This window comes from Rhodococcus sp. IEGM 1305 (genome assembly GCF_030058635.1).
Lineage (GTDB): Bacteria > Actinomycetota > Actinomycetes > Mycobacteriales > Mycobacteriaceae > Rhodococcus_F > Rhodococcus_F opacus_D.
The window spans coordinates 1-23386 of the sequence record NZ_JASHKX010000043.1 but is presented as its reverse complement, the minus strand read 5'-3'; the positions used below and the strand labels follow the sequence as shown (position 1 = coordinate 23386).

23 protein-coding genes are annotated in these 23386 nt (G+C 68.3%); 9 read left to right on the top strand and 14 right to left on the bottom strand.

Translation table 11 applies throughout. The features are described 5' to 3' along the window. Nucleotides 1-11 precede the first annotated feature (11 nt). The 3 genes from QM693_RS32650 to QM693_RS32640 are packed head-to-tail and all read left to right on the top strand — an operon-like array spanning nucleotide 12 to nucleotide 3691. Nucleotides 12-1631 carry an N-acyl-D-amino-acid deacylase family protein gene (locus tag QM693_RS32650; protein WP_283354408.1) on the top strand — a complete coding sequence of 540 codons (1620 nt, stop codon included), beginning with the start codon at nucleotides 12-14 and terminating at the stop codon, nucleotides 1629-1631. Further along, nucleotides 1628-2257: a bifunctional 4-hydroxy-2-oxoglutarate aldolase/2-dehydro-3-deoxy-phosphogluconate aldolase gene (locus tag QM693_RS32645; protein ID WP_009475152.1), complete on the top strand. Its 630-nt coding sequence runs from the start codon at nucleotides 1628-1630 to the stop codon at nucleotides 2255-2257. The genes QM693_RS32650 and QM693_RS32645 overlap by 4 nt, the downstream gene beginning before the upstream one ends. Before the next feature lie 42 nt (nucleotides 2258-2299). Further along, complete coding sequence (locus QM693_RS32640; protein ID WP_105417911.1) at nucleotides 2300-3691, top strand: GntP family permease; 1392 nt, start codon at nucleotides 2300-2302, stop codon at nucleotides 3689-3691. On the opposite strand, the gene QM693_RS32635 is transcribed toward QM693_RS32640, so the two are convergent. Beyond that, nucleotides 3688-4539 carry a spermidine synthase gene (locus tag QM693_RS32635; protein ID WP_283354407.1) on the bottom strand — a complete coding sequence of 284 codons (852 nt, stop codon included), beginning with the start codon at nucleotides 4537-4539 and terminating at the stop codon, nucleotides 3688-3690. The two genes, QM693_RS32640 and QM693_RS32635, sit on opposite strands and share 4 nt — an antisense overlap. Before the next feature lie 120 nt (nucleotides 4540-4659). Here QM693_RS32635 and QM693_RS32630 point away from each other — a divergent pair, with 120 nt between their 5' ends. Further along, nucleotides 4660-4989, top strand: coding sequence for a hypothetical protein (locus QM693_RS32630; RefSeq protein ID WP_283333757.1), 330 nt, complete (start codon nucleotides 4660-4662; stop codon nucleotides 4987-4989). A gap of 39 nt (nucleotides 4990-5028) precedes the next feature. Here the strand turns inward: QM693_RS32630 and QM693_RS32625 are convergent, their stop codons facing one another. Further along, nucleotides 5029-6108: a PQQ-dependent sugar dehydrogenase gene (locus QM693_RS32625; protein ID WP_283354406.1), complete on the bottom strand. Its 1080-nt coding sequence runs from the start codon at nucleotides 6106-6108 to the stop codon at nucleotides 5029-5031. A 362-nt stretch (nucleotides 6109-6470) separates the two neighbouring features. Between QM693_RS32625 and QM693_RS32620 the strand changes: the two genes are divergently transcribed. Next, on the top strand, nucleotides 6471-7295 hold the full coding sequence (locus QM693_RS32620; RefSeq protein ID WP_283354405.1) for an arylamine N-acetyltransferase family protein: 825 nt from the start codon (nucleotides 6471-6473) through the stop codon (nucleotides 7293-7295). 45 nt (nucleotides 7296-7340) lie between these two features. Beyond that, nucleotides 7341-8120, top strand: coding sequence for an IclR family transcriptional regulator domain-containing protein (locus tag QM693_RS32615; RefSeq protein ID WP_283354404.1), 780 nt, complete (start codon nucleotides 7341-7343; stop codon nucleotides 8118-8120). Nucleotides 8121-8129: 9 nt separating this feature from the next. Here QM693_RS32615 and shiA read toward each other — a convergent pair whose 3' ends face one another. Next, nucleotides 8130-9488, bottom strand: a complete 1359-nt coding sequence (gene shiA, locus QM693_RS32610; protein WP_283354403.1) for a shikimate transporter — start codon at nucleotides 9486-9488, stop codon at nucleotides 8130-8132. Nucleotides 9489-9745: 257 nt separating this feature from the next. Here shiA and QM693_RS32605 point away from each other — a divergent pair, with 257 nt between their 5' ends. Both QM693_RS32605 and QM693_RS32600 read left to right on the top strand, forming a co-directional pair. Then, nucleotides 9746-11161, top strand: coding sequence for an amino acid permease (locus tag QM693_RS32605; RefSeq protein WP_280780540.1), 1416 nt, complete (start codon nucleotides 9746-9748; stop codon nucleotides 11159-11161). A gap of 113 nt (nucleotides 11162-11274) precedes the next feature. After that, a complete protein-coding gene (locus tag QM693_RS32600) occupies nucleotides 11275-12252 on the top strand; it encodes a Gfo/Idh/MocA family protein (protein WP_283354402.1) in 978 nt (325 codons plus the stop codon). Nucleotides 12253-12262: 10 nt separating this feature from the next. On the opposite strand, the gene QM693_RS32595 is transcribed toward QM693_RS32600, so the two are convergent. From QM693_RS32595 to QM693_RS32555, 9 genes are all read right to left on the bottom strand, one after another. Then, entirely contained in the window at nucleotides 12263-13798 is a 1536-nt protein-coding gene (locus QM693_RS32595; protein WP_283354401.1) for a phospholipase C, read from the bottom strand. A 56-nt stretch (nucleotides 13799-13854) separates the two neighbouring features. Continuing rightward, nucleotides 13855-14721, bottom strand: coding sequence for a TauD/TfdA dioxygenase family protein (locus tag QM693_RS32590; RefSeq protein ID WP_283354400.1), 867 nt, complete (start codon nucleotides 14719-14721; stop codon nucleotides 13855-13857). A gap of 270 nt (nucleotides 14722-14991) precedes the next feature. Next, on the bottom strand, nucleotides 14992-15753 hold the full coding sequence (locus tag QM693_RS32585) for an SDR family NAD(P)-dependent oxidoreductase (RefSeq protein ID WP_283354399.1): 762 nt from the start codon (nucleotides 15751-15753) through the stop codon (nucleotides 14992-14994). Then, the gene (locus QM693_RS32580) at nucleotides 15753-16235 is read right to left on the bottom strand and encodes a nuclear transport factor 2 family protein (protein WP_283333939.1); all 483 of its coding nucleotides are present in this window, start codon (nucleotides 16233-16235) and stop codon (nucleotides 15753-15755) included. Before QM693_RS32580 ends, QM693_RS32585 begins: the two co-directional genes overlap by 1 nt. A 103-nt stretch (nucleotides 16236-16338) precedes the next feature. After that, nucleotides 16339-17169, bottom strand: coding sequence for a mycofactocin-coupled SDR family oxidoreductase (locus QM693_RS32575; RefSeq protein WP_105417900.1), 831 nt, complete (start codon nucleotides 17167-17169; stop codon nucleotides 16339-16341). Between the two features lie 2 nt (nucleotides 17170-17171). Next, nucleotides 17172-17972, bottom strand: coding sequence for a mycofactocin-coupled SDR family oxidoreductase (locus QM693_RS32570; protein ID WP_283354398.1), 801 nt, complete (start codon nucleotides 17970-17972; stop codon nucleotides 17172-17174). Nucleotides 17973-17984: 12 nt separating this feature from the next. Continuing rightward, nucleotides 17985-18239, bottom strand: a complete 255-nt coding sequence (locus tag QM693_RS32565) for a hypothetical protein (protein WP_005258959.1) — start codon at nucleotides 18237-18239, stop codon at nucleotides 17985-17987. Beyond that, nucleotides 18240-19907, bottom strand: a complete 1668-nt coding sequence (locus QM693_RS32560) for an FAD-binding protein (RefSeq protein ID WP_283354397.1) — start codon at nucleotides 19905-19907, stop codon at nucleotides 18240-18242. 92 nt (nucleotides 19908-19999) lie between these two features. Next, nucleotides 20000-20518: a flavin reductase family protein gene (locus QM693_RS32555; protein ID WP_105417897.1), complete on the bottom strand. Its 519-nt coding sequence runs from the start codon at nucleotides 20516-20518 to the stop codon at nucleotides 20000-20002. 129 nt (nucleotides 20519-20647) lie between these two features. Between QM693_RS32555 and QM693_RS32550 the strand changes: the two genes are divergently transcribed. Next, the gene (locus QM693_RS32550) at nucleotides 20648-21385 is read left to right on the top strand and encodes a PadR family transcriptional regulator (RefSeq protein ID WP_271209576.1); all 738 of its coding nucleotides are present in this window, start codon (nucleotides 20648-20650) and stop codon (nucleotides 21383-21385) included. Here the strand turns inward: QM693_RS32550 and lipP1 are convergent. Next, nucleotides 21382-22335 carry a LipP1 family hormone-sensitive lipase gene (gene lipP1 / locus QM693_RS32545; protein ID WP_283354396.1) on the bottom strand — a complete coding sequence of 318 codons (954 nt, stop codon included), beginning with the start codon at nucleotides 22333-22335 and terminating at the stop codon, nucleotides 21382-21384. The genes QM693_RS32550 and lipP1 overlap by 4 nt on opposite strands. Before the next feature lie 20 nt (nucleotides 22336-22355). Further along, nucleotides 22356-23147: an IclR family transcriptional regulator gene (locus tag QM693_RS32540; RefSeq protein ID WP_283354395.1), complete on the bottom strand. Its 792-nt coding sequence runs from the start codon at nucleotides 23145-23147 to the stop codon at nucleotides 22356-22358. Nucleotides 23148-23386: the final 239 nt, after the last annotated feature.

The following is a 23386-nucleotide window of genomic DNA, read 5'->3' as shown; positions in this document are numbered from 1 at the left end:
GGACTCACATCATGACCACTCTGATCCGTTCCGCCACCGTCGTCGACGGTTCGGAGGCGCCGCGGTACCGCGCCGACGTGCTCGTCGACGGAGACCGGATCGCCGAAATCCGGCCCGAGGCAGATCACTCCGAGACCGGATGCCCTCGCGCGGATCGGGTGATCGACGCCGACGGCCTGGTGCTCGCGCCCGGTTTCATCGACATGCACGCCCACTCGGATCTGCAGATCCTGCTGAACCCCGAGCACCCGTCGCGGATCACCCAGGGCGTCACCACCGAGGTACTCGGGCAGGACGGGCTGTCCTACGCACCCGTCACCGACGACGTGCTCGCGGTGGTCCGGCGCAAGATCGCGGGGTGGAACACCGATCCCTCGGATTTCGACTTCTCCTGGCGGAGCGTCGGCGAATACCTCGACCGACTCGACCGCGGTATCGCCACCAACGTCGCGTATCTCGTCCCGCACGGGGTCGTCCGGGCGCTGGTGGTCGGCTGGGACGACCGGCCGGCGACACCGTCGGAGATCGAGGAAATGCAGCGGATCGTGGCGCAGTCGATGGCGGAGGGTGCCGTCGGGTTGTCCGCGGGGCTGACCTACACGCCGGGGATGTACGCGGACAACGAGGAGTTGCTGGCACTGTGCCGGACCGTCGCCGAGTACGGCGGCTACTTCTCCCCGCACCACCGGTCCTACGGCGCCGGCGCCATGGAGGCCTACGCCGAGATGGTCGACCTGACGTCGCGGGCCGGGTGCGCTCTGCATCTCGCCCACGCCACGCTGAACTTCGGACCCAACAAGGGCCGCGCCCCGGAACTGCTGGCCCTGCTCGACACGGCCGAATCCGCGGGCGCGGATATCAGCCTCGACACCTACCCCTATCTTCCCGGCGCCACCACGCTGTCGGCGATCCTGCCCAGCTGGGCGTCGGCGGGCAGCATGGAACAGACGCTCGATCGACTCCGGGATCCGATTGCCCTCGAACGCATCCGGGAGCATCTCGAGGTCACCGGCTCCGACGGCTGCCACGGGGTGATCGCCGAGTGGCACACGCTCGAGATCAGCGGCGTGCAGAACGCGGAACTCGACGACTACGTCGGGAAGACCGTCGCGGACATCGCCGCCGCCGAGAACCGCGACCCCTTCGACGTGTGCGTCGACATCCTGATCCGCGACCAACTCGGCAGCGGCATCCTGCAACACGTCGGCCACGAGGAGAACGTGCGCGCGATCATGCAGCACCCCCGGCACACCGGCGGCAGCGACGGACTGCTGGTCGGCGCGAAACCGCACCCGCGCGGGTGGGGAACGTTCGCACGCTACCTCGGGCACTACAGCCGCGACCTCGGTCTGATGTCCCTCGAGGAGTGCGTCGGTCACCTCAGCGGCCGAGCCGCGACGCGGTTGCGGCTGGTCGATCGCGGCTTCGTCCGCCGCGGCTACGCCGCCGACCTCGTGCTCTTCGATCCGGAGACGGTCAGCGACACCGCGACCTACGCGCAGCCGCGCCAGGCGGCGGCCGGTATCACCCACGTATTCGTTCGTGGCCGCCTCGCCCTCGAGGACGGCCGCCTGACCGGCGCGACCGCCGGAAGATCGTTGCGCCGCGAAGAAGGAGGAGCAGTTCGATGACCGAGATCGACATTTTGCGTGCCGACCGGGTACTGACGGTGGTGCGAGCGGAGACCATCCCCGACGCCGCGGACCTGTGCCACGCCCTCGCCGAGGGCGGAATCCGGACGGTCGAGCTGACGTTCACCACGCCCGATGTGCTCCATCATCTCGGTCGCGCCGCCGACGCCGCAGCCGCGGCAGGCAGCATCCTCGGCGTCGGAACCGTGATGACTGGCGATCAGGCCGCCGCCGCGATCGACGCCGGCGCCCGGTTCCTCGTCACCCCCGGCATTCGACCGGACGTCGCGAAAGTCGCGACGGGACGGTCGGTTCCCGTCTTCCTCGGCGCGTTCACCCCCACCGAGGTGGCCATGGCCGTCGACCTCGGCTCGGCCGCGGTGAAGATCTTCCCCGCCAAGCGGCTCGGCCCCGACTACCTGTCGGACCTGCACGGCCCGTATCCCGGCGTCGAACTCCTGCCGTCGGGTGGGATCAACGATTCCAACGCCCGCCAGTTCCTCGACGCCGGCGCGCTGGCCGTGTGCGCGGGCACCAGCGTCGTCCCACCGTCCAGCGTCGCGGCAGGCAACTGGACCGACATCACCGACCGCGCACGATCGTTCGTCGCCGCGCTCTCGAACTAGACCCACTCTCGCCCGACCCCACCCACCTCCCCTGGAGACGCAATGACGTCGTTCGTCGACTGGCTGCAGCACGACACAGCCGGACTACTCACTCTCGCAGCGGTATCCATCGCCGTGCTGTTGATCCTCATCATCAAGCTGAAGCTCGAGCCGTTCATCGCGCTGATCGTCGTCGGCGTCGGCGTCGCGCTCATCGCGGGAGTGTCGGTGGTCGAACTGGTCGGCACCCCGACGTCGGCGGCCGACTCGATCCTGGAGAAGGGGTTCGGCGGCATCCTGGGGCACATCACCCCGATCATCGGCCTGGGCACCGTCCTCGGCGCGATGATGGAACGCTCCGGCGGTGCCGACGTCCTGACCGAACGGCTCCTGAAGTTGTTCGGGCCCAAGGGCGCTCCGCTCGCGATGGGTGTCACCGGACTCGTGCTCGGCATCCCGGTCTTCTTCGACATCGGCATCTTCATCCTCGCCCCGCTCGTGTACGTGGCGGCGAAGCGCGGCGGCAAGTCGCTGGTGATGTACGCGATGCCGATGCTCGCCGGCCTGTCCATGACGCACGCGTTCCTGCCACCGCACCCGGGCCCCGTCGCCGCGGCCGGTCTGCTGCACGTCGACATGGGCTGGATCATCATCATGGGTCTCGCGTGCGGTATCCCCGCCTGGTTCGTCAGTGGCGTCGTCTGGGGTAGCTGGATCGGCAAGCGGGTGATCATCGAGGTCCCGGACGAGTTCATCCCGGAGGAGAAGGAAGCCGACAAGAACCCGCCGCCGCTCTGGCTGATCTCGTTCATCATCCTCGTCCCGATGGTGCTGATCCTCGGTGCGACGGTCGGCAACGTGGTCCTCGAAGAAGGCTCGACGCTGCTGTCGGTCCTCATCTTCCTCGGCACACCCACGATCGCGCTGACCATCGCCGTCCTGCTGGCGCTGTACCTGCTCGGGACCCGACGCGGAATCACGGCGCAGGAGATCGGTGCGATGTCCGCGGCGGCGTTGAAACCGGTCGGCATGATCCTGCTGGTCGTCGGCGCAGGTGCGTTCTTCGGCGCGGTGCTGCGGGCCACCGGAGTCGGGCAGGCCCTGGCCGACTCGATGGACGCACTCGGCCTCCCGGTCATTCTGTCCGCGTACCTGATCAGTTGCGCACTCCGCATCGCCCAGGGTTCGGCGACCGTCGCCATCGTCACCACCGCAGGCGTCATCGAGCCGTCGATCGCAGCCGGGAATTATTCGTCCCCGCAGATCGCCCTGATCGTGATCGCCGTGTCGGCCGGATCCATCATCGCCAGCCACGTCAACGACGGCGGATTCTGGATCGTGTCACGGTATTTCAATATGTCGGTGAAAGACACCCTGAAGACGTGGACGGTGCTCGAAACCATCCTGTCGATAGTGGGCTTCGCGATGGCCTCGCTGATCTGGGTGCTGGTCTAGCTCCCGGAGTCCGCGTCGCGCAGCGCCCGCGCCGCACCGGCGAACGTCCGCACCTGCCGGTCGTCCCAGACATGGGCAGGCACACCGCCTCCCAGCAGTGTGCGGACGAGTGCGGGGTCGTCGCCGATCGGCACGTCGCTGCCCGCGATCACGATGTTGCCGTAGCGGCGGCCCTTGAGCATGGCGGGATCGGCGATGATCGTGGTGTGCGGGAACACGCTGCCGATGGTCGCCGCCTCCCGGCGCGCCAGGACGAGGTCGCGGGTGTCGCCGCAATTGACCGCATAGATCCCGCCGGGCGCCAGCACCCGTCGCACGTGCCCGGTGAACTCCGTCGTCGTCAGCGGCGCCGGAGTCGTGTTCCCTGCGAACACGTCGCGCACGATCAGGTCGCGGCTGGACTCCGTCAGCGTCTCGGTGACCGCCCGCGCCTCCCCCACCCGCAGTCGCAGCAGTGGGGCCCGCGGGAGGTCGAACCATTCGCGCACCAACTCGGCGAGCTTGCCGTCGAGTTCGACCACCACCTGCCGGGCGTCCGGATACCGGGCGGCGAGATGCCGGGCAAGTGAGCAGGCGCCTCCGCCGAGGTGCAGGGCCCGCACCCGCTGATCCGTCCCCCAGTGCGAAGCGACAAGTTCGGCGATCCACCGCATGTACTCGAAATCGAGGTGCGTCGGGTCCGACAGGTCGATGTGGGAACTCTCGACCCCGTTCACCTTCAGCACCCAGCCGTGCGGATTGAGGTGGTCTTCCGTGAGTTCGCAGGTGCCCGTGTCGATCGGGTACACGCCGGCGACGGGACCCCCGTCGGCTGTCCGGGCAGCCCGACCGCCGCGCTGCCTGCCCATCGTCCGTCTTCCCTACTGCTCGCGCCGTCCGCTCGCGTCTGCTGCGAGAATCGTCTTCCCACGATACCGGGACGAGACACGGGTGACCTACCGTGGTGACGCGCACGAGAAGGGAAGACGATGGAACCTCAGGAAGTCGACTTCGCGCACACCGAAGGCGCTGCGAAGCGACGTCGCGAGAAGGCGATGGGACTCGCGCGGTATGTGTGGGATCGCGGAATCAGCGGTCAGGAACTCCTCGACCTCACCGACGGCACGCTGCGGAAACTCGCCCGGGCGGCCGGGTCGAACCCGCCGAGCACCATGGAGACGTGGCTGACCGTGGTCGAGTTGCTCGACCAGAAATCGGCGTGGGCGGAGCGCCACCCCGACCATCCCGCCGCCACCCCGGCGCACCGCGACGAGAAGATCATGTGGGTGAAGCCGCCGATCGTCCCCTGGACCTCCTGACCCGTGAGTACTTATCAACCGCCCGCGGTTAACAAGTACTCACGGGCGGAGCATGAGGATGCGGTCGTCGCCCTCCCCCGGATCGCCGCGCCCGTCACGGTTACTGGTGCTGAACCAGACGGCACCGTCCGGTGTCGCGACGACGGTACGCAGTCGCCCGTACTCTCCGTCGAACAGCGACTGCGGTTCGCCGAGCGCGCCGTCACCGGCCACGGGGATCCGCCACAGTCGTTCGCCGCGCAGCGCCGCGACCCACAGCGCGCCGTCCTGGAACGCGAGCCCGGACGGGGACGCCTCGCCGGTGGACCATTGGACCACCGGATCGACGAAGCCCGCCTCGCCCGACCGCCCCTCGACCTCCGGCCATCCGTAGTTGCCGCCGGGTTCGATGAGGTTCACCTCGTCCCAGGTGTTCGCCCCGAATTCGGTGGCCCACAACCGGTCGGCGTCGTCCCACGCGAGGCCCTGCACGTTGCGGTGCCCGAACGACCAGACCGGTGAACCGGGGGTGGGGTTGTCGGCCGGGATCGACCCGTCGGGGTTGATCCGCAGAATCTTGCCGCCGAGTGAGGACGGGTCCTGGGCGCGTGGCCGGTCACCGGCTTCACCGGTGGCGACGTACAGGTTGCCGTCCGGCCCGAATGCGATCCGGCCGCCGTCGTGGATCGATCCGGCGGGGATGCCCGTCAGGATCGGGGCCGGCTCGCCGAGGCTGCGGCCGTCGAACCGCAGGGCGACCACCCGATTGTCGTCGTCGGTGGTCAGGTACGCGTAAATCATCTGATCCGTTGCGTAGGCCGGTGAGACGGCCAGGCCCAGCAGTCCCGATTCGCCCCGCGCCGCCACACCGGGCACTTCGCCGATCACGGTCGTGTCGCCGTTCGCCTGCAGGTGCCGGATCGCGCCGCTGTCCCGTTCCGCGATCAGTGCCGTCCCGTCCGGCAGGAGCGCGATCCCCCACGGCACGTCGAGGTCGGCGGCGATCACCGTGGGCTCGCTGGCTGCCGGTGCGGCGACCGCGGTGGTCGTCGACGGCTGCGCGGAAGTCCCCTCGGACTGGCATGCCGCGCACGTAACGGCCACCAGCAACGCCGTGGCCGTGAAACGTCGCCGTCCCATGGGTGTCCTCCCGTCACGCGACCGCACCCTGTCCATCCTCCCCCAGGTGAATGGCAAAGTATCCTCGACCACGCATCGCCACTCACGTGAGGAGGTGACGGCGGGTGATCATTCCGCAGAAGATCGCGCAGGGGGTGGCGGACGGCACCGTCACGGTCGCCTTCCGCCGCTGGGCCGCTCCGCGGGTGCTCGAGGCTCGGAGTTCCACACCGTCTCGGGGATGGTCCGGATCAGCTCGATCACGACTCCGACAACCGGGGCTGACGCACAGCCTCGACGTCGGGTACCGGATCGCGCCGCCTACCTCGCGGCAACACCCGACGACCTCTGATCGGTCATTCGCCGCGCTTAGACTGTGCTCCATGGCCACTGCGGGCGATCTGAATCTGGAGCGGTACTTCGAACGGATCGGGTACGACGGCGACCGATCCGCGACGACGGCGACGCTGAACCAGCTTGCCGCACATCACGCCCGGTCGATCCCGTTCGAGAACCTCGACCCGTTCCTCGGCACACCGAACCGGCTCGACCTGCCGTCACTGCAACAGAAATTGGTCGAATCCCGAAGGGGCGGTTACTGCTTCGAGCAGAATCTCCTGCTGCGCGCTGTCCTGGTCGAGCTCGGATTCGACGTGATGCCGCTCGCCGCGCGGGTTCTGTGGGGATCTCCGATCGGTACGGTCACTCCGCGCTCGCACATGCTGTTGCTCGTCGACGTCGCCGGCGAGCGGCGGCTCATCGACGTCGGGTTCGGCGGCATGACGCTCAACACCACGCTGCGCCTCGAACTGGACACCGTGCAGGACACGCCGCTGGAACCGTTCCGGCTGGTCGACGTCGCGGGCGACTACGCGATGCAGGCACTCGTCGGTGACGAGTGGCGGACCATCTACCGGTTCGACCTCACCAGACAGTTCCCCGTCGACTACGAGGCCCCCAACTGGTACCTGTCGACCTGGCCCGGATCGCATTTCGTGACCGGACTCATGGCGGCGCGGGCCACCGAAGACCGCCGCTACGCCCTGGCCGGTACGCGACTGACGGTGCACCACCTCGGCGGGACGTCCGAGCGGCGCGACCTGGCGACCGTCGACGAACTGCGGGACAGTCTCGAAACCGATTTCCTCATCGACACGAGCGGACTGGCCACACTGGACGGGGCGTTCAGCCGGCTCCGGCACGCCTAGCCGCCCGGTAGCATGACGGCGTGTGCGAAACAGGTGGCTGCTGAGGTGGCCGAGCAGCCGGCGTCGGGGGAACGGTATTTCCTCGAGTCCCTGGACCGTGGTCTGACCGTTCTCGAATGCTTCGACGAGCAGCACCGGGAACGCACGCTGAGTGAGGTGGCGCAGGCTGTCGGAATCACCCGGTCCACGGCGCGCCGCATTCTGCTCACCCTGGTGGACAAGGGTTTTCTGCGTCTCGACGGACGCAGCTTCTCGCTCACACCCCGGGTGCTGCGGTTCGGCTTCTCGTACCTCGCCGCGCTGCGACTGCCGCAGGTCGCCGACCCGCACATCGAGGCTCTCGCGAAGGAACTGGGCGAGACCATCTCCGTCACCATCCTCGACGGTCCCGACGTGGTGTACGTGGCGCGGGTCCGCTCGCCCAGGATCATTCGCATCTCCATCACGGTGGGCATGCGGTTCCCCGCGTATGCGACGTCGACGGGACGGGTTCTGCTGGCCGGGCTTTCGGCCGACGCGCTCGACGACTACCTGAAGGCCACCGAATTCCAGTCCTTCACACCGCACACGATCTCCGACGTCGACCAATTGCGTGCCGCGGTCCGGAAGGTCGCCGCGGACGGCTGGTCGATGTCGGAGAACGAGCTCGAGATCGGCATCCGCGGCGCGGCCGTTCCCATCCGGGATAGGACGGGCGCCGTGGTCGCCGCCCTCAACTCCTCGCTGCAGGGCACGCAGTACACGCGGGACGACGTCGAGGTGTCGGTGGTGCCGAAACTCGTTGCGACCGCGGAGCGGATCGGTTCCGACCTGTCCCTCGGCTGACCGCCATGTTCAGTGTGCGTTCTCGAGCTTCGCGGGTGTGGCGGCGTCCGAGGTGTCGGCACTGGCATCGGGCTGCAGTCGCCATGCGATCAGGGCGCTGACGATGCAGCCGCCGGCGAGGTACACGGCCACGAGGTGCCAGGACCCGCCGCTGGCGGTGACCAGGGCTGCCGCGATGAACGGGGTGAAGCCGCCACCGATCGCGCTGGCCACCTGGTAGCCGACGCCCGCGCCGCTGTAGCGGTACTCGGCGCCGAACATCTCGGTGAACAGCGGCTGCTGCACGCTGACGACCATGTCGTGCGAGATGTTGACGAGGAGCACGGCGAGGATGACGGTGCCGATCATCGACCCGTTCTCGAGGAAGATGAAGAACGGGAACGCGCACACCGCGCCGATCAGGGCGCCGAGGATGTAGACGCGTCGCCGGCCGTGCTTGTCGGACAGCCACGCGAACAGCGGGATGGTGCCGATACCCACGGCACCGACGAGCAGGCCGACGTTGAGCATGAAGTTGCGCTCCATCCCTAGTTCCTGGGTGGAGTAGCTCAACGCGAACGTGGTCACGATGTACATCGAGAACAGTTCGGCGAAACGCAGACCGATGATCTGGAGGAATGCCTTCGGGTGGTTGCGCAATGCCTCGACGAGCGGAATCCGCTTCTTGTCCTGCGCGGTCTGCTCCTCCTCTACCTTCTCCACCTTCTCGACGAATTCGGGGCTCTCCTGCACGCCGGCGCGGATCCACAGACCGATACCGACCAAGACGACGCTGGCGACGAACGGAACCCGCCACCCCCACTGGCTGAACGCGTCCTCGGTGGTCAGGTTGCTCATGAGCATGACGAATCCGGTGGCGAGGATGAGCCCCACCGAGTAGCCGACCTGCACTCCGCTGCTGTAGAACGCCTTCTTCTTCGGCGGCGCGCTCTCGACGGCCATCAACGCGGCCCCGCCCCACTCGCCGCCGACGGCGAAGCCCTGGATGGCGCGCAGGGTGACGAGCAGGACCGGTGCCCACCAGCCGATCGACCCGAACGACGGCAGCAGTCCGATCAGGGCGGTGCTCGTGCCCATGATCAGCACGGTGAGGATCAGCATCCGCTTGCGTCCGATGCGGTCGCCGTAGTGGCCGAACACGACGCCGCCGAGCGGCCGGAACAGGAATCCGACGCCGAACGTCGCGAACGCGGCGAGCGTCCCGATCGCCGGGCTGACGTTCGGGAAGAACTCCGAGTTGAAGACCAGTGCCGCGACCAACCCGTAGAGCAGGAAGTCGTACCAGTCGATGACCGCGCCGACGAAACTGCTCAGCGCTGCTCTTCGCGCCTGCTTCTCGGCTGCCGGGGTGAAGGCGTGATCGCTCATTCCGATGTCCCGTCTACGTTTGTGCCGGACAAACTCCGTTCGCATACCGAACGCATGTCCGCTGGTCGAATAATGTGACGGTAGCCATAGCGTTTCCGCGTTGTCAAGAAGACGCAGATACGTGGTACTGCCGTTTCGTCTATCTCACCGGCCCGAAATTCACCGAATCGGCGGTTCCAGAGCCCCCACCACTCGTACACACTTTTCCGAATCAGCGACGCACATCACACCCGGAGTAGCGCCGAAGGGATTTCTCCATGTCAGGAACCACCGATCCGCAGCTTCAGCACACACTGAAGAAGCGGCACCTCTCGATGATCGCTATCGCGGGGGTGATCGGCGCAGGCCTCTTCGTGGGCTCCGGGGTCGCGATCCGCGAGACGGGCCCCGGCGTACTCGTGGCCTACGCGCTCGCGGGCATCGTCGTCATCCTCGTGATGCGCATGCTCGGCGAAATGTCGACCGCCAACCCCGAGACAGGATCGTTCTCGGCGTACGCCGACCGCGCGATCGGCCGCTGGGCCGGCTTCAGCATCGGCTGGCTCTACGCGTGGTTCTGGATCATCGTCCTCGGCATCGAGGCGACGGCCGGTGCCGTCATCATGAACCGCTGGATCCCCGACGTCCCGCAGTGGAGTTGGGCACTGATCCTGATGGTGTTGCTCACGCTGACGAACATCGCGTCCGTGAAGTCGTTCGGCGAGTTCGAGTTCTGGTTCGCGTCGATCAAGGTCGCGGCCATCGTCATCTTCCTGGTACTCGGCGTCCTCGCAATCTGCGGAGCCCTGCCCGGCGTCGAAGCCCCCGGACTCACCAACCTCACCGGCCACGGCGGGTTCTTCCCCAACGGGGCAGGTGCCGTGTTCGCGGCGGTCCTCGTCGTCGTGTTCTCGTTCTTCGGCGCCGAGATCGCCACCATCGCCGCCGGTGAATCCGCCAACCCCGTGGCGGCAGTGCGCAACGCCGTGCGTTCCGTCGTGTGGCGCATCCTCATCTTCTACATCGGCTCCATCGCCGTCGTCGTGACGCTGCTCCCGTGGGACGACGCCTCCGTCGCGCTGAGCCCGTACGTCGCCGTCATGGACTCGTTCGGCATCCCGGCGGCGGGCAACATCATGGACGTCGTCGTGCTCACGTCCGTGCTGTCCTGCCTGAACTCCGGCCTGTACACGGCGAGCCGCATGATCTTCTCGCTCTCCCGCCGCGGCGACGCGCCGGCCTCGTTGTCGAAGATCGGATCGTCGGGCGTTCCCCGCCAGGCCGTCCTCGTCTCAACGGTCGTGGGATTCCTGACCGTGGGCCTCAACTACCTGTACCCGGACACCGTGTTCCTGTTCCTCGTCAACTCCTCGGGCGCGATCGCCCTGTTCGTGTGGCTGGCGATCTCGGTGTCGCAGCTGCGCATGCGGCGCAGCCTCGAGGCGGAGGGCAAGGATCTGTCGCTGAAGATGTGGCTGTTCCCGTACCTGACGTGGTGCACCATCGCCGCCATCATCGCGCTCTGCGTCGGCATGCTCGTGCTGCCCGAGACCAGGAGCCAGATGTACGTCTCGATGGGACTCGCCGTGGTCGTGGTCGGAATCGGGATCTACCGCCAGCGCACGCGCGGGACCACCGACGAGACGCCGGATCCCTCGACCTCCGGCGAAGCGGTCGACGCCCTCCGCCCCTGAGCTCGAATCGGCCGGGCTGTTCGCATACCGAACAGTAGTGCGCTCTCGGAACTCGGCGTACAGTCCCGCCGAGGAAAGGCCGGACCCACCGGCCCGAGGAAGGACCGAAGCTCATGAGGTGGGCGATTCTGGGCGCGAGCAACATCGCCGCCACACGCGTGCTCCCCGCGTTGCGCGAGTGCGGGCAGACCGCGGCAGTCGTGCTCAGCGGCGACGCGGCGCGCGCGGAGGACTACCGGCAGGCCAATGACATCGAGTCCGCCACCGGTGACCTGCGCGACGCGGTCGGCGGGGACGTCCAGGCCGCCTACATCTCCTCGACCAACGACAAGCACTTCGACCACGCCATGGCCGCGATCGACGCCGGTCTGCACGTGCTGTGCGAGAAGCCGCTCTCCTTCGACGTCACTCAGGCGCAGAAGATGGTCGACGCGGCCGCGGCCGCGGGGGTGGTCTTCGCGACGAACCATCATCTCCGCACCCATCCCGTTCACCGCGCGGCGCGAAAGTTGCTGGCGGAGGGTGCGATCGGCGACCTCCTGTCGGTGCGCGTCAGCAACGCCATTCTGCTGCGCCAGGCCCTGCGTGGGTGGCGCCTCGACGGCGTCGGCGGCGGGGTCGTCCTCGACCTCGCGGTGCACGACATCGACACGCTCCGCTTCGTCACCGGAATGGAACCCACCACGGTGACGGCGGTCGGCGTCCGCCAGGGACTCAGCGAGGGTCCGGCGGACGCCGTGATGACCAGCGGCGTGCTCGGCACGTCCACCCTGTTCTCGCTCCACGACGCGTACACGGTCCCGCGCGCCGTCACCGGATTCGAGATCCACGGAACGTCCGGCACTCTCGTCGCAGGCGATTGCATGCGCCCCGATCCCACCGGAACGCTGCGGATCGTCGCGGACGGCCAGGACACGACCGTCCCGCTCGAAACCGTCGACAACCTGTACGCACCAGGGATCCGGGCGTTCGTCGACGCCGTCCGCGGGGACGGTGAACCGGTGGCGACCGGACACGACGGACTGCGTTCGGTGACCGCCGCACTGGCCGTCCTGCAGTCGATCGACGCGGGCCGGGCGGTGCGCCTCTGAGGAGAGGCCGCTACATGATCAGCCCGCTGGGGCGACGCCGCAGCGGTGACTGTTCCTGCACGGGCATCGAATTCGGCGGCACGGGGTAGGGTGCACCGGCGTTGAGCGTCCCCGCGGCCACGTTCGGCCCGCACTGCGCGATCGCCGCCTGCAGGCGTGGCCCGGGGTCGGTCATCGCGGGAACGCCGGCGTTCGGCGCCGACGAGAAGTCGAACGCCGACGTCATGTCGCCGACGGCGCCGCGGCGCCACTCGGTGAGATTGGGGACGGGCACGCCGAAGCGCTTCTCCAGCAACCGGAGCTGCGACGTGTGGTCGAACGTGTCGGACGCGACGAGGCCGCCGCGACTGTACGGCGAGACGATCAGCGACGGCACCCGGAAACCGAGACCGATCGGACCCGGATTGTTCTCGCTCTCCGACACCGTGTTCAGCGGAACCGTCAGATATTCACCCGGGGTTCCCGGCGGCGGTGTGGGCGGGGTGACGTGGTCGAAGAAGCCGCCGTTCTCGTCGTAACTGATGATCAGCGCCGTCTTCTCCCAGATCGCCGGGTTCGACGTGAGGATGTCGAGTACCTCGACGATCCCAACCGCGCCCGCGGCCGGGGGCAGCGCCGGATGCTCGCACGTGAAGACGTTGGGCACGATCCAGGACACCGCGGGCAGCGTGCCGTTCGCGACGTCGGCCCGGAAGTCGTTCGGGTACGTCGGATCGAGACCGCGGCGAGCGAGTTCCGAATTCGGGTCGCTGTACTGCGTGAAGCAGCCGAGCATCCCGTCGAGCGCGACACTCGACACGGGGCCGAGGTCCTTGTTGGCGTACACCTTCCAGCTGACGCCGGCCTCCTGCAGGTTCTCCGGATAGGTGCGCCAGGAGTAGGCGAACTTGGGGATCACCGTCGGCGTCTCGACCAGCGGCCCGCCGGCCAGCCCGTCCGGGTCGATCGTGCCCGTCATCCAGTACAGCCGGTTCGGGTCCGTCGGTCCGAGTACCGAGCAGAAGTAGTGGTCGCAGATGGTGAAGGCGTCGGCGAGGTCGTAGTGCACCGGGATGTCGGCGCGCGTGTAGTAGCCCATCGTCGCGGGACCGTTCAGCGGCCCCTCGTGCGCGATGTGCACCGGCATCCACCGGTCCATCGCGCCGCCGTTCCACGCGTCGTGCTGCGGACCCCACGAATGGGTGGGGTCGTTGATGCATTCGCCGTCGAGGTGCGTGCCCTGCGTGGTGTCGAGCCGGAACGGGTTGAGAAACCCGGTCGGGGTCGGACCGGCACCCGGCGTCCAGCCGTACTGCTGCCACGCCGGTGACGGGTCGTCGAAGCCGCGCACCCCCGACAGCGTGCCGTAGTAGTGGTCGAACGAGCGGTTCTCCTGCATGAGGTAGACGAAGTGCTCGATGTCGTTCAACGACCCGCTACCGCCCGGGTCCTGCGCGTAGGCGCGGTCGATCACCGGGCCCGCCCACGAACTGAGGAAGGCGGCGCCACCGGCCGCAGCGGCGGAGGCGAGGAACTTGCGTCGTGAGATGTCCGATGCCGGGGTCACGGATCGTGACGGTAGTCGCTGCGGACGCTGCCCGCCCGGCGAATGCGCAGGTTGCTCTACTGCGGGCCGACGGGCACGTCACCTTCCAGTGTGATGCGGTGCATGACGCGGTGCTGGGTGCCGTAGTCGCGGTTGGCGTAGTGCGCGGTGCTGCGGTTGTCCCACAGGACGAGGTCGCCGAGGCGCCAGCGGTGCCGCACGGTGTGCTCGGGTTTGGTCAGGTGTGCGTAGAGGAAGTCGAGGATTCCCCGGCTCTCCGCCTCGGACACTCCGGCGATGTGGGACGTGAAGCCCGGGTTCACGAAGATGCCCTTGCGTCCCGTCTCCGGGTGCACCCGCACGACGGGATGCTCGACGGGCACGAGCGCGGTGACTTCCTCACCGTCCCAGACGTTTCCCTTGCCGCCACGCTTCTGCGCGAGGTAGTACCCGAATTCGCGGTTGCCGTCGTGCACCGCGGTCAGCTGATCGATCATCTGCCGGACCGGCAGCGACAGCGACTCGTACGCGAGTTGGCTGTCGGCCCAGTTGGTGTCGCCGCCGTGCGGCGGGAGGACGACGGGACGGAGGATCGACCCCAGTGGCGGTCGCTTCATGAACGTCACGTCCGTGTGCCACACGTCGGCGAAACCGTTGTCCTGGCTGTCGAGCGCGTACACCTCCTGCGCGACGTCGCCGCTGTCGTGGACGGGGTGCCCCGCGGTGAGCCGGCCGAGACGGCGACCGAACTCGATGTGGCTCGCGTCGCCGAGTGACTGACCGCGCAGGACCAGCACCTTGTGTTCGGTCAAGGCCGAGCGGATCGCGGCCACCTCGTCGTCGGTGGCGGACGCGACGTCCAGGCCGATGATCTCGGCACCGAAGTGGGGGCCGAACTTGTCGAGCGTCAGCGACGGTGTTCTGGTTTCGAATGCAGTGCTCATGATGTCTTTCCGCGAAGGTGATGGTGCCTGGAGACGGGCGTACCGGCCCGGACCTGCGAACGCGGAGAATGCGTGAGGAATGACCGGATGCCGGAGGCTACCGAGGAGTGGACAGCACGCGGTACGCGCGCCGGACCATCAGCAACAACAGATGTTGGCGCACGTACGGCACAGGTCGACGGTGAGGCGTCGCACCAGGTGAGTCGTATGCACGACGCAATTCCTACCGGATGGGAGGGAAATGAGCAAGCTCGGGGCAATCGGCGGCGATCAGCTCCAGCGCGCCTGGCCGCCGTCGAGCGGGATGGTGGCACCGGACAGGTACCCGGCGTCGGGGCCGACGAGGAAGACGACGGCACGTCCGATGTCCTGCTCGCAATCACCGATCCGGCCGAGCGGGATCGACTTCACGAACTCGGCGGCCTCCTCGGGATTGTTCTCCGTCCACCATTTCAGGCCCGGGGACAGTGCGTGCGGCGCAATCGCGTTGACGCGGATTCCGTCGGGTCCCCATTCGCTGGCCGCGGTCCGGGTGAGCGAGCGCATCGCCTCCTTGGTGGCCGCGTAGAGCCCGTAGCCGCTGGTGTCCCACCGCACCGCCGAGGAGGTGACGAGGTTGATGATCGAGCCGCCGCCACGCGCCTTGAGGTGCGGGTAGCACAGCTGCATGAGGAACAGGGTGGCCACTGGGCCGACGGCCATGGCGCGGTCGAGAAGTTTCGGAGTGATGTCGAGGAGCGGTCCGAGTGCGCTCGCGTTGGCGTTGTTGACGAGGATGTCGATGCCACCGAACGCATCCACGACGCGGTCGACCATCGGGCCGAGCTGATCGCGTTTGCTGACGTCGCAGACGATCGGCTCGGCGACGCCGCCGAAGTCGGCGATGGCGGCGCACGTGTCGACGAGTTTCGACTCCGTTCGCCCGACCACCGCGATTCGGGCACCCTCCTTGGCCAGCGCGAACGCCATGCCGGCGCCGACGCCCTGACCGGCGCCGGTGATCAGTGCGACCTTGCCGTCCAGTGTCCCCATCACGAGTCTCCTTTGCCGGGTTCCGTGTCGGCTGCCCACCGGTTGGACGTCAGCCGGAAGCTGGGAATGTCGGCCAGCGACATCACCGCCTCGTAGGTCCGCTCGTATCCGGTGTGGGCGATCCGCCATCGGCCGTCGGGTCCGCGGACGTAGCGGTCGGAGTAGAACGCCGCCCCGCGCAGCACCATGTCGTGTTCCGGGATCAGCACGGTGTCCGACAGATACCAGCGTCCGGTCGCCGTGTCGCCGTCGACGTCGATCTCCGGGTGACCGCAGTGGTGTTCGGTGATGGTCTGCGGCCCCAGATTCGACTTCATGAATTCGACGAGCGCGTCGCGCGACTCGAACGCGAGATGCTCACCATAGTTCGCCGTTGCGTCGGGAAGGAGCGTGTCGGCGAACTCGTCCCAGCATTTCGTGTCCAGGGCCCGCAGATACGCGTACTTGAGCCTGCTGATCGCGGCGACGGCCTCGAGATCCACGGAATTCACCCTTCGTCCGCCCCCAAAACTGACACCTGTTCTACCACGGATCGTCAGGTGGGGGGCGGACTCGGGGATTACCGGCCGACGCTGCCCACATCGGTCATCGGCTGACGCTGCCCGCGTCGACCGGCAGGGCGACGGACGTGATGTACCGCGCCTCGTCCGAGGCCAGGAACAGCGCGGCGTTGGCCACGTCGACCGGCTCGATCCACGGAATCGACAGCATGTTCATCGTCACGGCCGCCGCCGCGAACTCTTCGCGGGTGGGGTGCTCGAGGTCGGGCCGGAACGCCCGCCGCACCATGTCGTTCTGGATCATGTCCGTGTCCACGTTCGTGGGATGCACGCTGTTCACCCGCACCCGGTGCGGCGCGAGCTCCTTGGCCAGCGACCGCATCAGACCCACCACCCCGTGCTTGGCCGCGGTGTAGTGGGCGACGCCGACGAGCCCGCGCAGCCCCGCGATGGAACTCGTCAGGATCATCGCCCCGCCGCCCCGCTCGATCAGGTGCGGCGCCGCCGCCTTGCACGTCTGCCACACCCCCGTCAGATTGACGTCGAGCATCGTCTGCCACGTCTCGGCGTCGAGGTCCAGCGCGGCACCCGAGGACGTGATGCCTGCCGTGGCACACACGAAGTCCAGCCCGCCCAGCTCGCCGGCCGCCGCGGTGACCGCCTCGGCGAGCACCGCGCCGTCACGCACGTCCACCTGCGCAGTCACGATCCGGCGGCCGGTGTCCCGGACCAGTTTCGTGGTCTCCTCGAGATCCTCCGGACTCGCCGGTGGCGTCACCACCGTGCCGACCGGGCCACACAGGTCGACGGCCACGACGTCCGCGCCCTCCTGTGCGAACCGCAACGCCTGCGCCCGGCCGATCCCGCGTGCGGCACCGGTGACCAGGACGACTCTTCCGTTCACTCGACCTGTCATCTCTACACCTTCTGGGTCAGTCCGGCGTCGACCACGAGTTGTGTGCCGGTGATGTATCGCGATTCGTCCGAGGCCAGGAACAGCAGCGCATTGCTGACGTCCCGCGAGTCCAGCCACGGGACGGGCAGCATGTGGTTCGCCGCGAGGACGGGGACGACGTCGTCCCGGGTCGGATTCTCGAGGTCCGGCCGCAGCCGTGCCATCGTCTCCGGGTTCAGGGTCATACGGGTACCGACGGCGCCGGGGTGCAGCACGTTCACCCGGATGAACTGCGGTCCGAGTTCGTTGGCGAGGGTCCGGGCCAACCCGACCACGGCGGTCTTGGACGCCGAATAGTGGGCGGCCCCGGCCACCGCCTTGATACCGGCGGTCGAACTGACGATCACGACGGAACCGCCGCCGTCCCGCATCGCCGGGACCGCGGCCTTCGCCGTGTTCCACACGCCGGTGAGGTTGACGTCGAGCGATCGGTGCCAGACCGCGTCGTCGATCGTCCACGCCGGGCCGGGGTTGTCGCAGACACCCGCGTTCGCGACGACGACGTCGAGGGGTCCCAGTTCCGCGACTCCGGCGTCGACGGCTGCCCGCAACGCCGACGGGTCACGCACATCGGCGTGGGCGACGACCGCGCGCCGGCCGAGTTCGCCGACCAGCCTTCCGGTTTCGGCGAGATCCGCTTCGGCCGACGGCAGATCGACGACGACGACGTCGGCGCCCTCCTCCGCGAGCCGGACCGCGTGACTGCGTCCCATGCCGTTCCCGGCACCGGTGATGAAGGCGACCTTGCCTGCCATCCGTGACATCGGTTGTCCTCTCTAGTCCAGGCGGCCGGGAGTCGGGTAGCTGCGCAGGGAGAGCCCCACCCGCCCGTCCTCCACCGCATCGTCGATCGATCCGCGCAGCGCGCCGCAGGTGGGGACGAACATCGAGTGCTCTCCCTCCTGCGCACGCCGTGCGAACTCCGGGCAGGTCTGCTCGGCGTCGCCCAGCCACTGCACGCTCGTGTGCGCCTCGCTGTATTTCTCCACGAGCACCGCGTTACCGCAGCGCCGGCATTCGACCGGAAGCACTCAGCTCACCGCCCCGGCTGCGTGCCGGGCGCCGACCCAGCCGAACACCATCGCGGGACCGATCGTCGCGCCCGCACCGGCGTAGTCGTTGCCCATCACGGACGCCGACGTGTTGCCGGTGGCGTAGAGCCCGGGGATCGGTTCGCCGCTGCTGCGGCACACCTGGCTGTGCTCGTTGCACACGAGCCCGCCCTTGGTGCCGAGGTCACCTGCTTCCATCCGCACCGCGTAATACGGGGCCTTCTCCACCTCGTCCATGGTCGGGTTGGGCAGTCGCGGGTCGCCGTAGTACCGGTCGTAGGCGCTGTCGCCGCGACCGAAGTCGGCGTCGACCCCCGCGCGGGCGAAACCGTTGAACCGGGCGATCTCCGCGGACAGCGACTCCGCGGGAACGCCCATCTTCTGCGCGAGTTCGCCGACGGTTGCGGCGCGTTGCATCAGCCCCGTCTCGAACCATTCCGCAGGGAACTTCTGCCCGGGCATCACCCCACCGAACTGGTAGCGGCTCTTGGCCTTCGAGTCGAACACGAACCACACCGGGTCGTGACCGCCGGCGATCTGGTCGTGGACGAACGACACGTACGGGGACGCCTCGTTGGTGAACCTCTTGCCGTTCTGGTCGACGATCAGCGACGGCGGGATCGACCGCTCCGACACCAGGACGTGCATGATGCCGTCCGGCCGCCGGAACGACGGCATCCACCACGCGTCGTCCATCAGATCGACGGCGGCGCCGACCTGCTCCCCCGCGACGATTCCGTCTCCGGTGTTGTCGGGTGAACCGGCGCTGTAGTTGTCCTTGCCGCCTTCCCGGAGGTACTGCTTCCGCATCTCCTCGCTCTGCTCGAATCCGCCGGTGGCCATCATGACGCCGCGGCGGGCGCGGATGCGCAGTTCCTGTCCCCCGGACTCGACGACCGCGCCCGTGACAGCTCCTGACTCGTCCGTGACCAGCCCCTTCAGTGGGGAGTTCAGCCACAGCGGAACCCCCGCCTCCTGGAGCGTGAGCCGCAGACGCCCGACGAGGGCCTGCCCCAGGGTCTCCATCCGCCTGCGCCGCAGCAACGCCACGACCGAACGCCAGCCGACGCCCAGCGCTGTCCTGCGCCCGGCCCAGGTGCGGAAGACCATGTTGAGGTGACGGAACTCGGTGGACGTCATGTACAGCCCACCCGGCATCGCGAGGGAGTTCGGCCGCTGCAGGTCGCCGTCGGCGCCGAGCAGGTTCATGTCGAACGGCAACGGTTCGACCGTCCGCCCCTTCGGGCGTCCGCCCACGTTCTCGGGGTGGTAGTCGGAATAGTCCTCGCACCAGGAGAACCGGAGGTGCGGGCAGTTCTGCTCGAAGAACCGCATCATGGCCGGCCCCTGCTCGATGTACGCGTCGAGGCGCTCGGCCGGCACGCTGTCGCCGACGATCGACTCCAGGTACTTCCGGACGTCGCCGGGGTCGTCGGCGCGGCCTTCACGGACGAGGATCGGCGAGTTGGGAATCCACAGGGCGCCGCCCGACAGTGCCGTCGAACCGCCGTACACCCCGGACTTTTCGACGACGAGGGTGTCGAGCCCTCGCTCGGCCCCGGCGAGGGCAGCGGTCATGCCACCCGCACCGCTGCCGATCACCAGGAGATCTACCTCCCGGTCCCAGTTCTGCTCGTCTACGCTCATCGTGCACACCTTCCGAAGTGGTCTCGATCACACTCTGCCGGTGTCAATTGCTGTTTCCCACAGCCTTTCCCGCGGAGCGGGAGACAGCGCGGCTAGGTGGCCGCGGTGAAGATGCCGAGCCCGCCGCGGTACACCAGGAGCGGCGGCGCATCCCTGAGCACGTCCAGACCGGTGACGCGCGCGACGACGATGGTGTGGTCACCGGCGTCGTGCTCGAATTCGACGGTGGCCTGCACCCGGGCCAGCACACCGTCGAGCGCAGGGGCACCGTTGCGGGCGTGCGACCATCCGACGTCGGCGAACTTGTCGGCGCCGCTGGTCGCGAACGTCCCGCACACGTCGCGTTGGTCGTGGGCGAGGACGTTGACGCAGATGTGTTCGCTCGCCCGCAGCCGCGGCCAGCTGGTCGACGTCCGTGCGGGGCTGAACGACACGTACGGCGGGTCCAGCGACAGCGACACGAACGACTGGCACGTGAAGCCGTGCGGGCTCTCGCCGTCGTGTGCGGTGATCACCGTGACGCCGGTGCAAAAATGCCCGAGCACCGACTTGAGCTCGGCGGGGTCGATGCGTCGTGCCGTCGGCGGCACGGGTTCTTCGGTTCGGGTCATCGTGTCTCCTCGGATCGACGGGTTGCGTTCAGCCTGGCCGCGGCGCCTGCACGCGGGGAATGCCCCGTCCCGCCCAGCGGCAGGGTTTCGCGTGTCCGGCAGTCGGCGCACGGTTGATAGGCTCGGGAAATGCCATCGTCCGACCCCACACAGAGCTCCGGGTTCGCCGGCCTCCGATCGACGAGCTGGCCGGTACTCGGCATCCTGTCGTTCGGCGAGGAACTGTCCGGCTACGACCTGAAGAAGTGGGCGTCGTACAGTGTGCGTTTCTTCTACTGGAGCCCGTCCTTCAGCCAGGTGTATTCGGAGCTGAAGAAGCTGGAAGACCTGGGATACGTGACGTCCCGGACCGTCGTGGACGACGAGGCACGGGTGAAACCCAAGCGCCTGTACAAGATCACGGACGCGGGCATGGCCGTCATGCGCAGCTGGGCGCGGGAGGCGCCGATCGATCCGCCCGTCCTCAAGCACGGCGTGATGCTGCGCATGTGGCTCGGTCACCTCACCGAGCCGGAGCAGCTCAAAGATGCCCTGAAGGAGCACATTTCGTACGTGGAGGGGATGAGCAGGCAGGCCGCGCTCGACGCCCGCGATTCCGACGTCGAACCGACGTGGGCGTTCGCGCACATGGTCAACAAGTGGTCCGAGCGGTACTACGCCGCCGAGAGCGAGCTCGCGAAGCAGATGCTCGCCGACATCGACGAGGCCGTCGAGCGGATGCACGGTGAAGGGACGCCGGAACATCCCGGTGTGCCGAAACCGACCGCATCGCATTCGATCCGGCGCTCCCGCGAGGCGCAGAAGGAGTACCAGGCCGCGATGAAGGCGGCACGGGACGCGGACGACGAGACGGAGCGCGAAGACTAGTCGGACGGAGTCCGCACCGGTTCGGCCACCAGATTCCGGAGCCGAGGCCACAGTTCCCGCCGCGCGGTCTGCGCCGCGGCCATCGCGTCGATCGTCAAGAATCCGTGGAACATTCCCTCGACCCGCCGGCACTGCACGGGAACACCGGCGTCGGCGAGCGCCGCGGCGTACTTCTCCCCCTCGTACCGGAGGGGATCACGTTCGGCGGTGATCACGATCGCGGGCGGAAGCCCGCCGAGGTCCTCGGCCCGGACCGGGGCGGCGTAGGCGGGTACGGTCTCGCGGTGGGTCGGCAGGTACTGATCCCAATACCATTGCATCGCAGAGCGGGTGAGGAAATGACCCTCCGCGAACAGCTCGTAGGACTCGGTGTCGAAGACCGGTTCGATGACGGGGTAGATCAGCAGCTGCCCGGTGACGGCGGGGGCCTCCCGGTCCCGGGCCATCAGCGCCGCGACCGCCGCGAGATTGCCCCCACTGCTGTCGCCGGCGACGAGAAGACGATCCGGATCTCCGCCGAACTCGCGGGCGTGCCGCGCGACCCAGCACGTCGCGGCGTAGGCGTCGTCCGCTGCGGCGGGCCACTGCGATTCCGGGGCGAGTCGATAGTCGACGGAGACGACGACGGCGCCGATCCCGTTGCACATCGCGCGACAGAAGCCGTCGTGGCTGTCGAGGTCGCAGATCACGAACCCGCCGCCGTGAAAGAAGACGACGACGGGCAGGGATTCCGCGGGATGCCCTGCCGGCGAATAGATCCGCACGGCAATCGGTCCGGCCCCGCCGGGGATCTCCCGGTCGCGCACACTACCGACCGGCTCGGGGTCGGCGACGGCCTTGCGTCCCGCCCTCGTCGCCGCCCGCGCCTGGGCGCCCGTCATGGTCTCCACCCGGGGGAAGTTCTCGTTCAGTCCCCGGAGGATGGTCTCGGCCTGCTCGTCGAGCGGCATTCGTGCTCCTTCGTCCCGCCTCAGGCGGAGTATCGGTCGGCGCGGCCGGCGGCCGGCGTCGCGGTCGCCATGTAGTTGCGCCAGGTGCCCTTGGCGGACATGCGGATCGGCGCGGTCAGGCGGTGATCGAGCTTGATCTGGCTGCTCGGACCGCACACGGAGATGGCCGCGACCACGTTGTCGTCGGCGCCCACCGGCACGGCGACGCAGCTGACGCCGACGAGATCCTCTTCCCGGTCGTACGCCGCTCCGCGTTCGCGGGTCTTCTGCAACTCGGCACGGAACGCCGCGGGCGAGTCGATGCTGAATCGTGTGCTGCGGGGCAGACCCGCTTCGACGACGCGGTCGACCACGGACTCGGGCGAGTGGGCCAGCAGCACCTTGCCGACGCTCGTACAGTGCGCGGGCTGGCGGCCGCCGACGCGGGACGGCAACCCGACGCCGAACCGTCCGGCGATCTTCTCCAGGTAGACGACGTCGATCCCCTCGAGCACCGCGAGGTGCACGGCGTGCCCGGTGAGCCGGTGGAGTTCGTGCAGGAACGGCAGGGCGGCCCGGTGCAGACGGTCCTGGTGCACGGCCAGCGACCCGAGTTCGAACAGCCGCATGCCGAGTTCGTAGTCCCGGCCTTCCCGGCGGAGCCACCGCAGCTGGACGAGACGTTCGAGCATCCGGTGTGCGGAGGAGCGCGGAAGCCCCGTGCGGCGCACGATCTGCGCGAGCGTGAGCCTGCCCGGGCCGTCGAAGGCGTCGAGGAGAAGGGCGGCGCGATCGAGGCCGGCGGTGGGGGTGGGGCTGAGTGTCGTCGTCATGGGGACCTCCGTAGCGGCGCTGCTCGGTGCGGCGACGCGGTGTGTGACTGGCGACACTTACTATAAATAGGCATATACCTATTTGCAATAGTGCTGGCTGAACGGCCCCGAACAGCCCCGAACAGCCCACAGGCCCGGTGCACGCATCGAGTGGATACGCACACCGGGCCCGGACACCCCTTACATCGCCGCCAGCGGCTCGCTTCCGGACCAGTCGTGGCCCCAGTAGCTGTCCGCGG

Excerpts from the sequence above, each read along its gene's own strand:
- QM693_RS32650 (WP_283354408.1), top strand. The coding sequence starts at position 12 with ATGACCACTCTGATCCGTTCCGCCACCGTCGTCGACGGTTCGGAGGCG.
- QM693_RS32645 (WP_009475152.1), top strand. The coding sequence starts at position 1,628 with ATGACCGAGATCGACATTTTGCGTGCCGACCGGGTACTGACGGTGGTG.
- QM693_RS32640 (WP_105417911.1), top strand. The coding sequence starts at position 2,300 with ATGACGTCGTTCGTCGACTGGCTGCAGCACGACACAGCCGGACTACTC.
- QM693_RS32635 (WP_283354407.1), bottom strand. The coding sequence starts at position 4,539 with ATGGGCAGGCAGCGCGGCGGTCGGGCTGCCCGGACAGCCGACGGGGGT.
- QM693_RS32630 (WP_283333757.1), top strand. The coding sequence starts at position 4,660 with ATGGAACCTCAGGAAGTCGACTTCGCGCACACCGAAGGCGCTGCGAAG.
- QM693_RS32625 (WP_283354406.1), bottom strand. The coding sequence starts at position 6,108 with ATGGGACGGCGACGTTTCACGGCCACGGCGTTGCTGGTGGCCGTTACG.
- QM693_RS32620 (WP_283354405.1), top strand. The coding sequence starts at position 6,471 with ATGGCCACTGCGGGCGATCTGAATCTGGAGCGGTACTTCGAACGGATC.
- shiA (WP_283354403.1), bottom strand. The coding sequence starts at position 9,488 with ATGAGCGATCACGCCTTCACCCCGGCAGCCGAGAAGCAGGCGCGAAGA.
- QM693_RS32605 (WP_280780540.1), top strand. The coding sequence starts at position 9,746 with ATGTCAGGAACCACCGATCCGCAGCTTCAGCACACACTGAAGAAGCGG.
- QM693_RS32600 (WP_283354402.1), top strand. The coding sequence starts at position 11,275 with ATGAGGTGGGCGATTCTGGGCGCGAGCAACATCGCCGCCACACGCGTG.
- QM693_RS32590 (WP_283354400.1), bottom strand. The coding sequence starts at position 14,721 with ATGAGCACTGCATTCGAAACCAGAACACCGTCGCTGACGCTCGACAAG.
- QM693_RS32585 (WP_283354399.1), bottom strand. The coding sequence starts at position 15,753 with ATGGGGACACTGGACGGCAAGGTCGCACTGATCACCGGCGCCGGTCAG.
- QM693_RS32575 (WP_105417900.1), bottom strand. The coding sequence starts at position 17,169 with ATGACAGGTCGAGTGAACGGAAGAGTCGTCCTGGTCACCGGTGCCGCA.
- QM693_RS32570 (WP_283354398.1), bottom strand. The coding sequence starts at position 17,972 with ATGTCACGGATGGCAGGCAAGGTCGCCTTCATCACCGGTGCCGGGAAC.
- QM693_RS32560 (WP_283354397.1), bottom strand. The coding sequence starts at position 19,907 with ATGAGCGTAGACGAGCAGAACTGGGACCGGGAGGTAGATCTCCTGGTG.
- QM693_RS32555 (WP_105417897.1), bottom strand. The coding sequence starts at position 20,518 with ATGACCCGAACCGAAGAACCCGTGCCGCCGACGGCACGACGCATCGAC.
- QM693_RS32550 (WP_271209576.1), top strand. The coding sequence starts at position 20,648 with ATGCCATCGTCCGACCCCACACAGAGCTCCGGGTTCGCCGGCCTCCGA.
- lipP1 (WP_283354396.1), bottom strand. The coding sequence starts at position 22,335 with ATGCCGCTCGACGAGCAGGCCGAGACCATCCTCCGGGGACTGAACGAG.
- QM693_RS32540 (WP_283354395.1), bottom strand. The coding sequence starts at position 23,147 with ATGACGACGACACTCAGCCCCACCCCCACCGCCGGCCTCGATCGCGCC.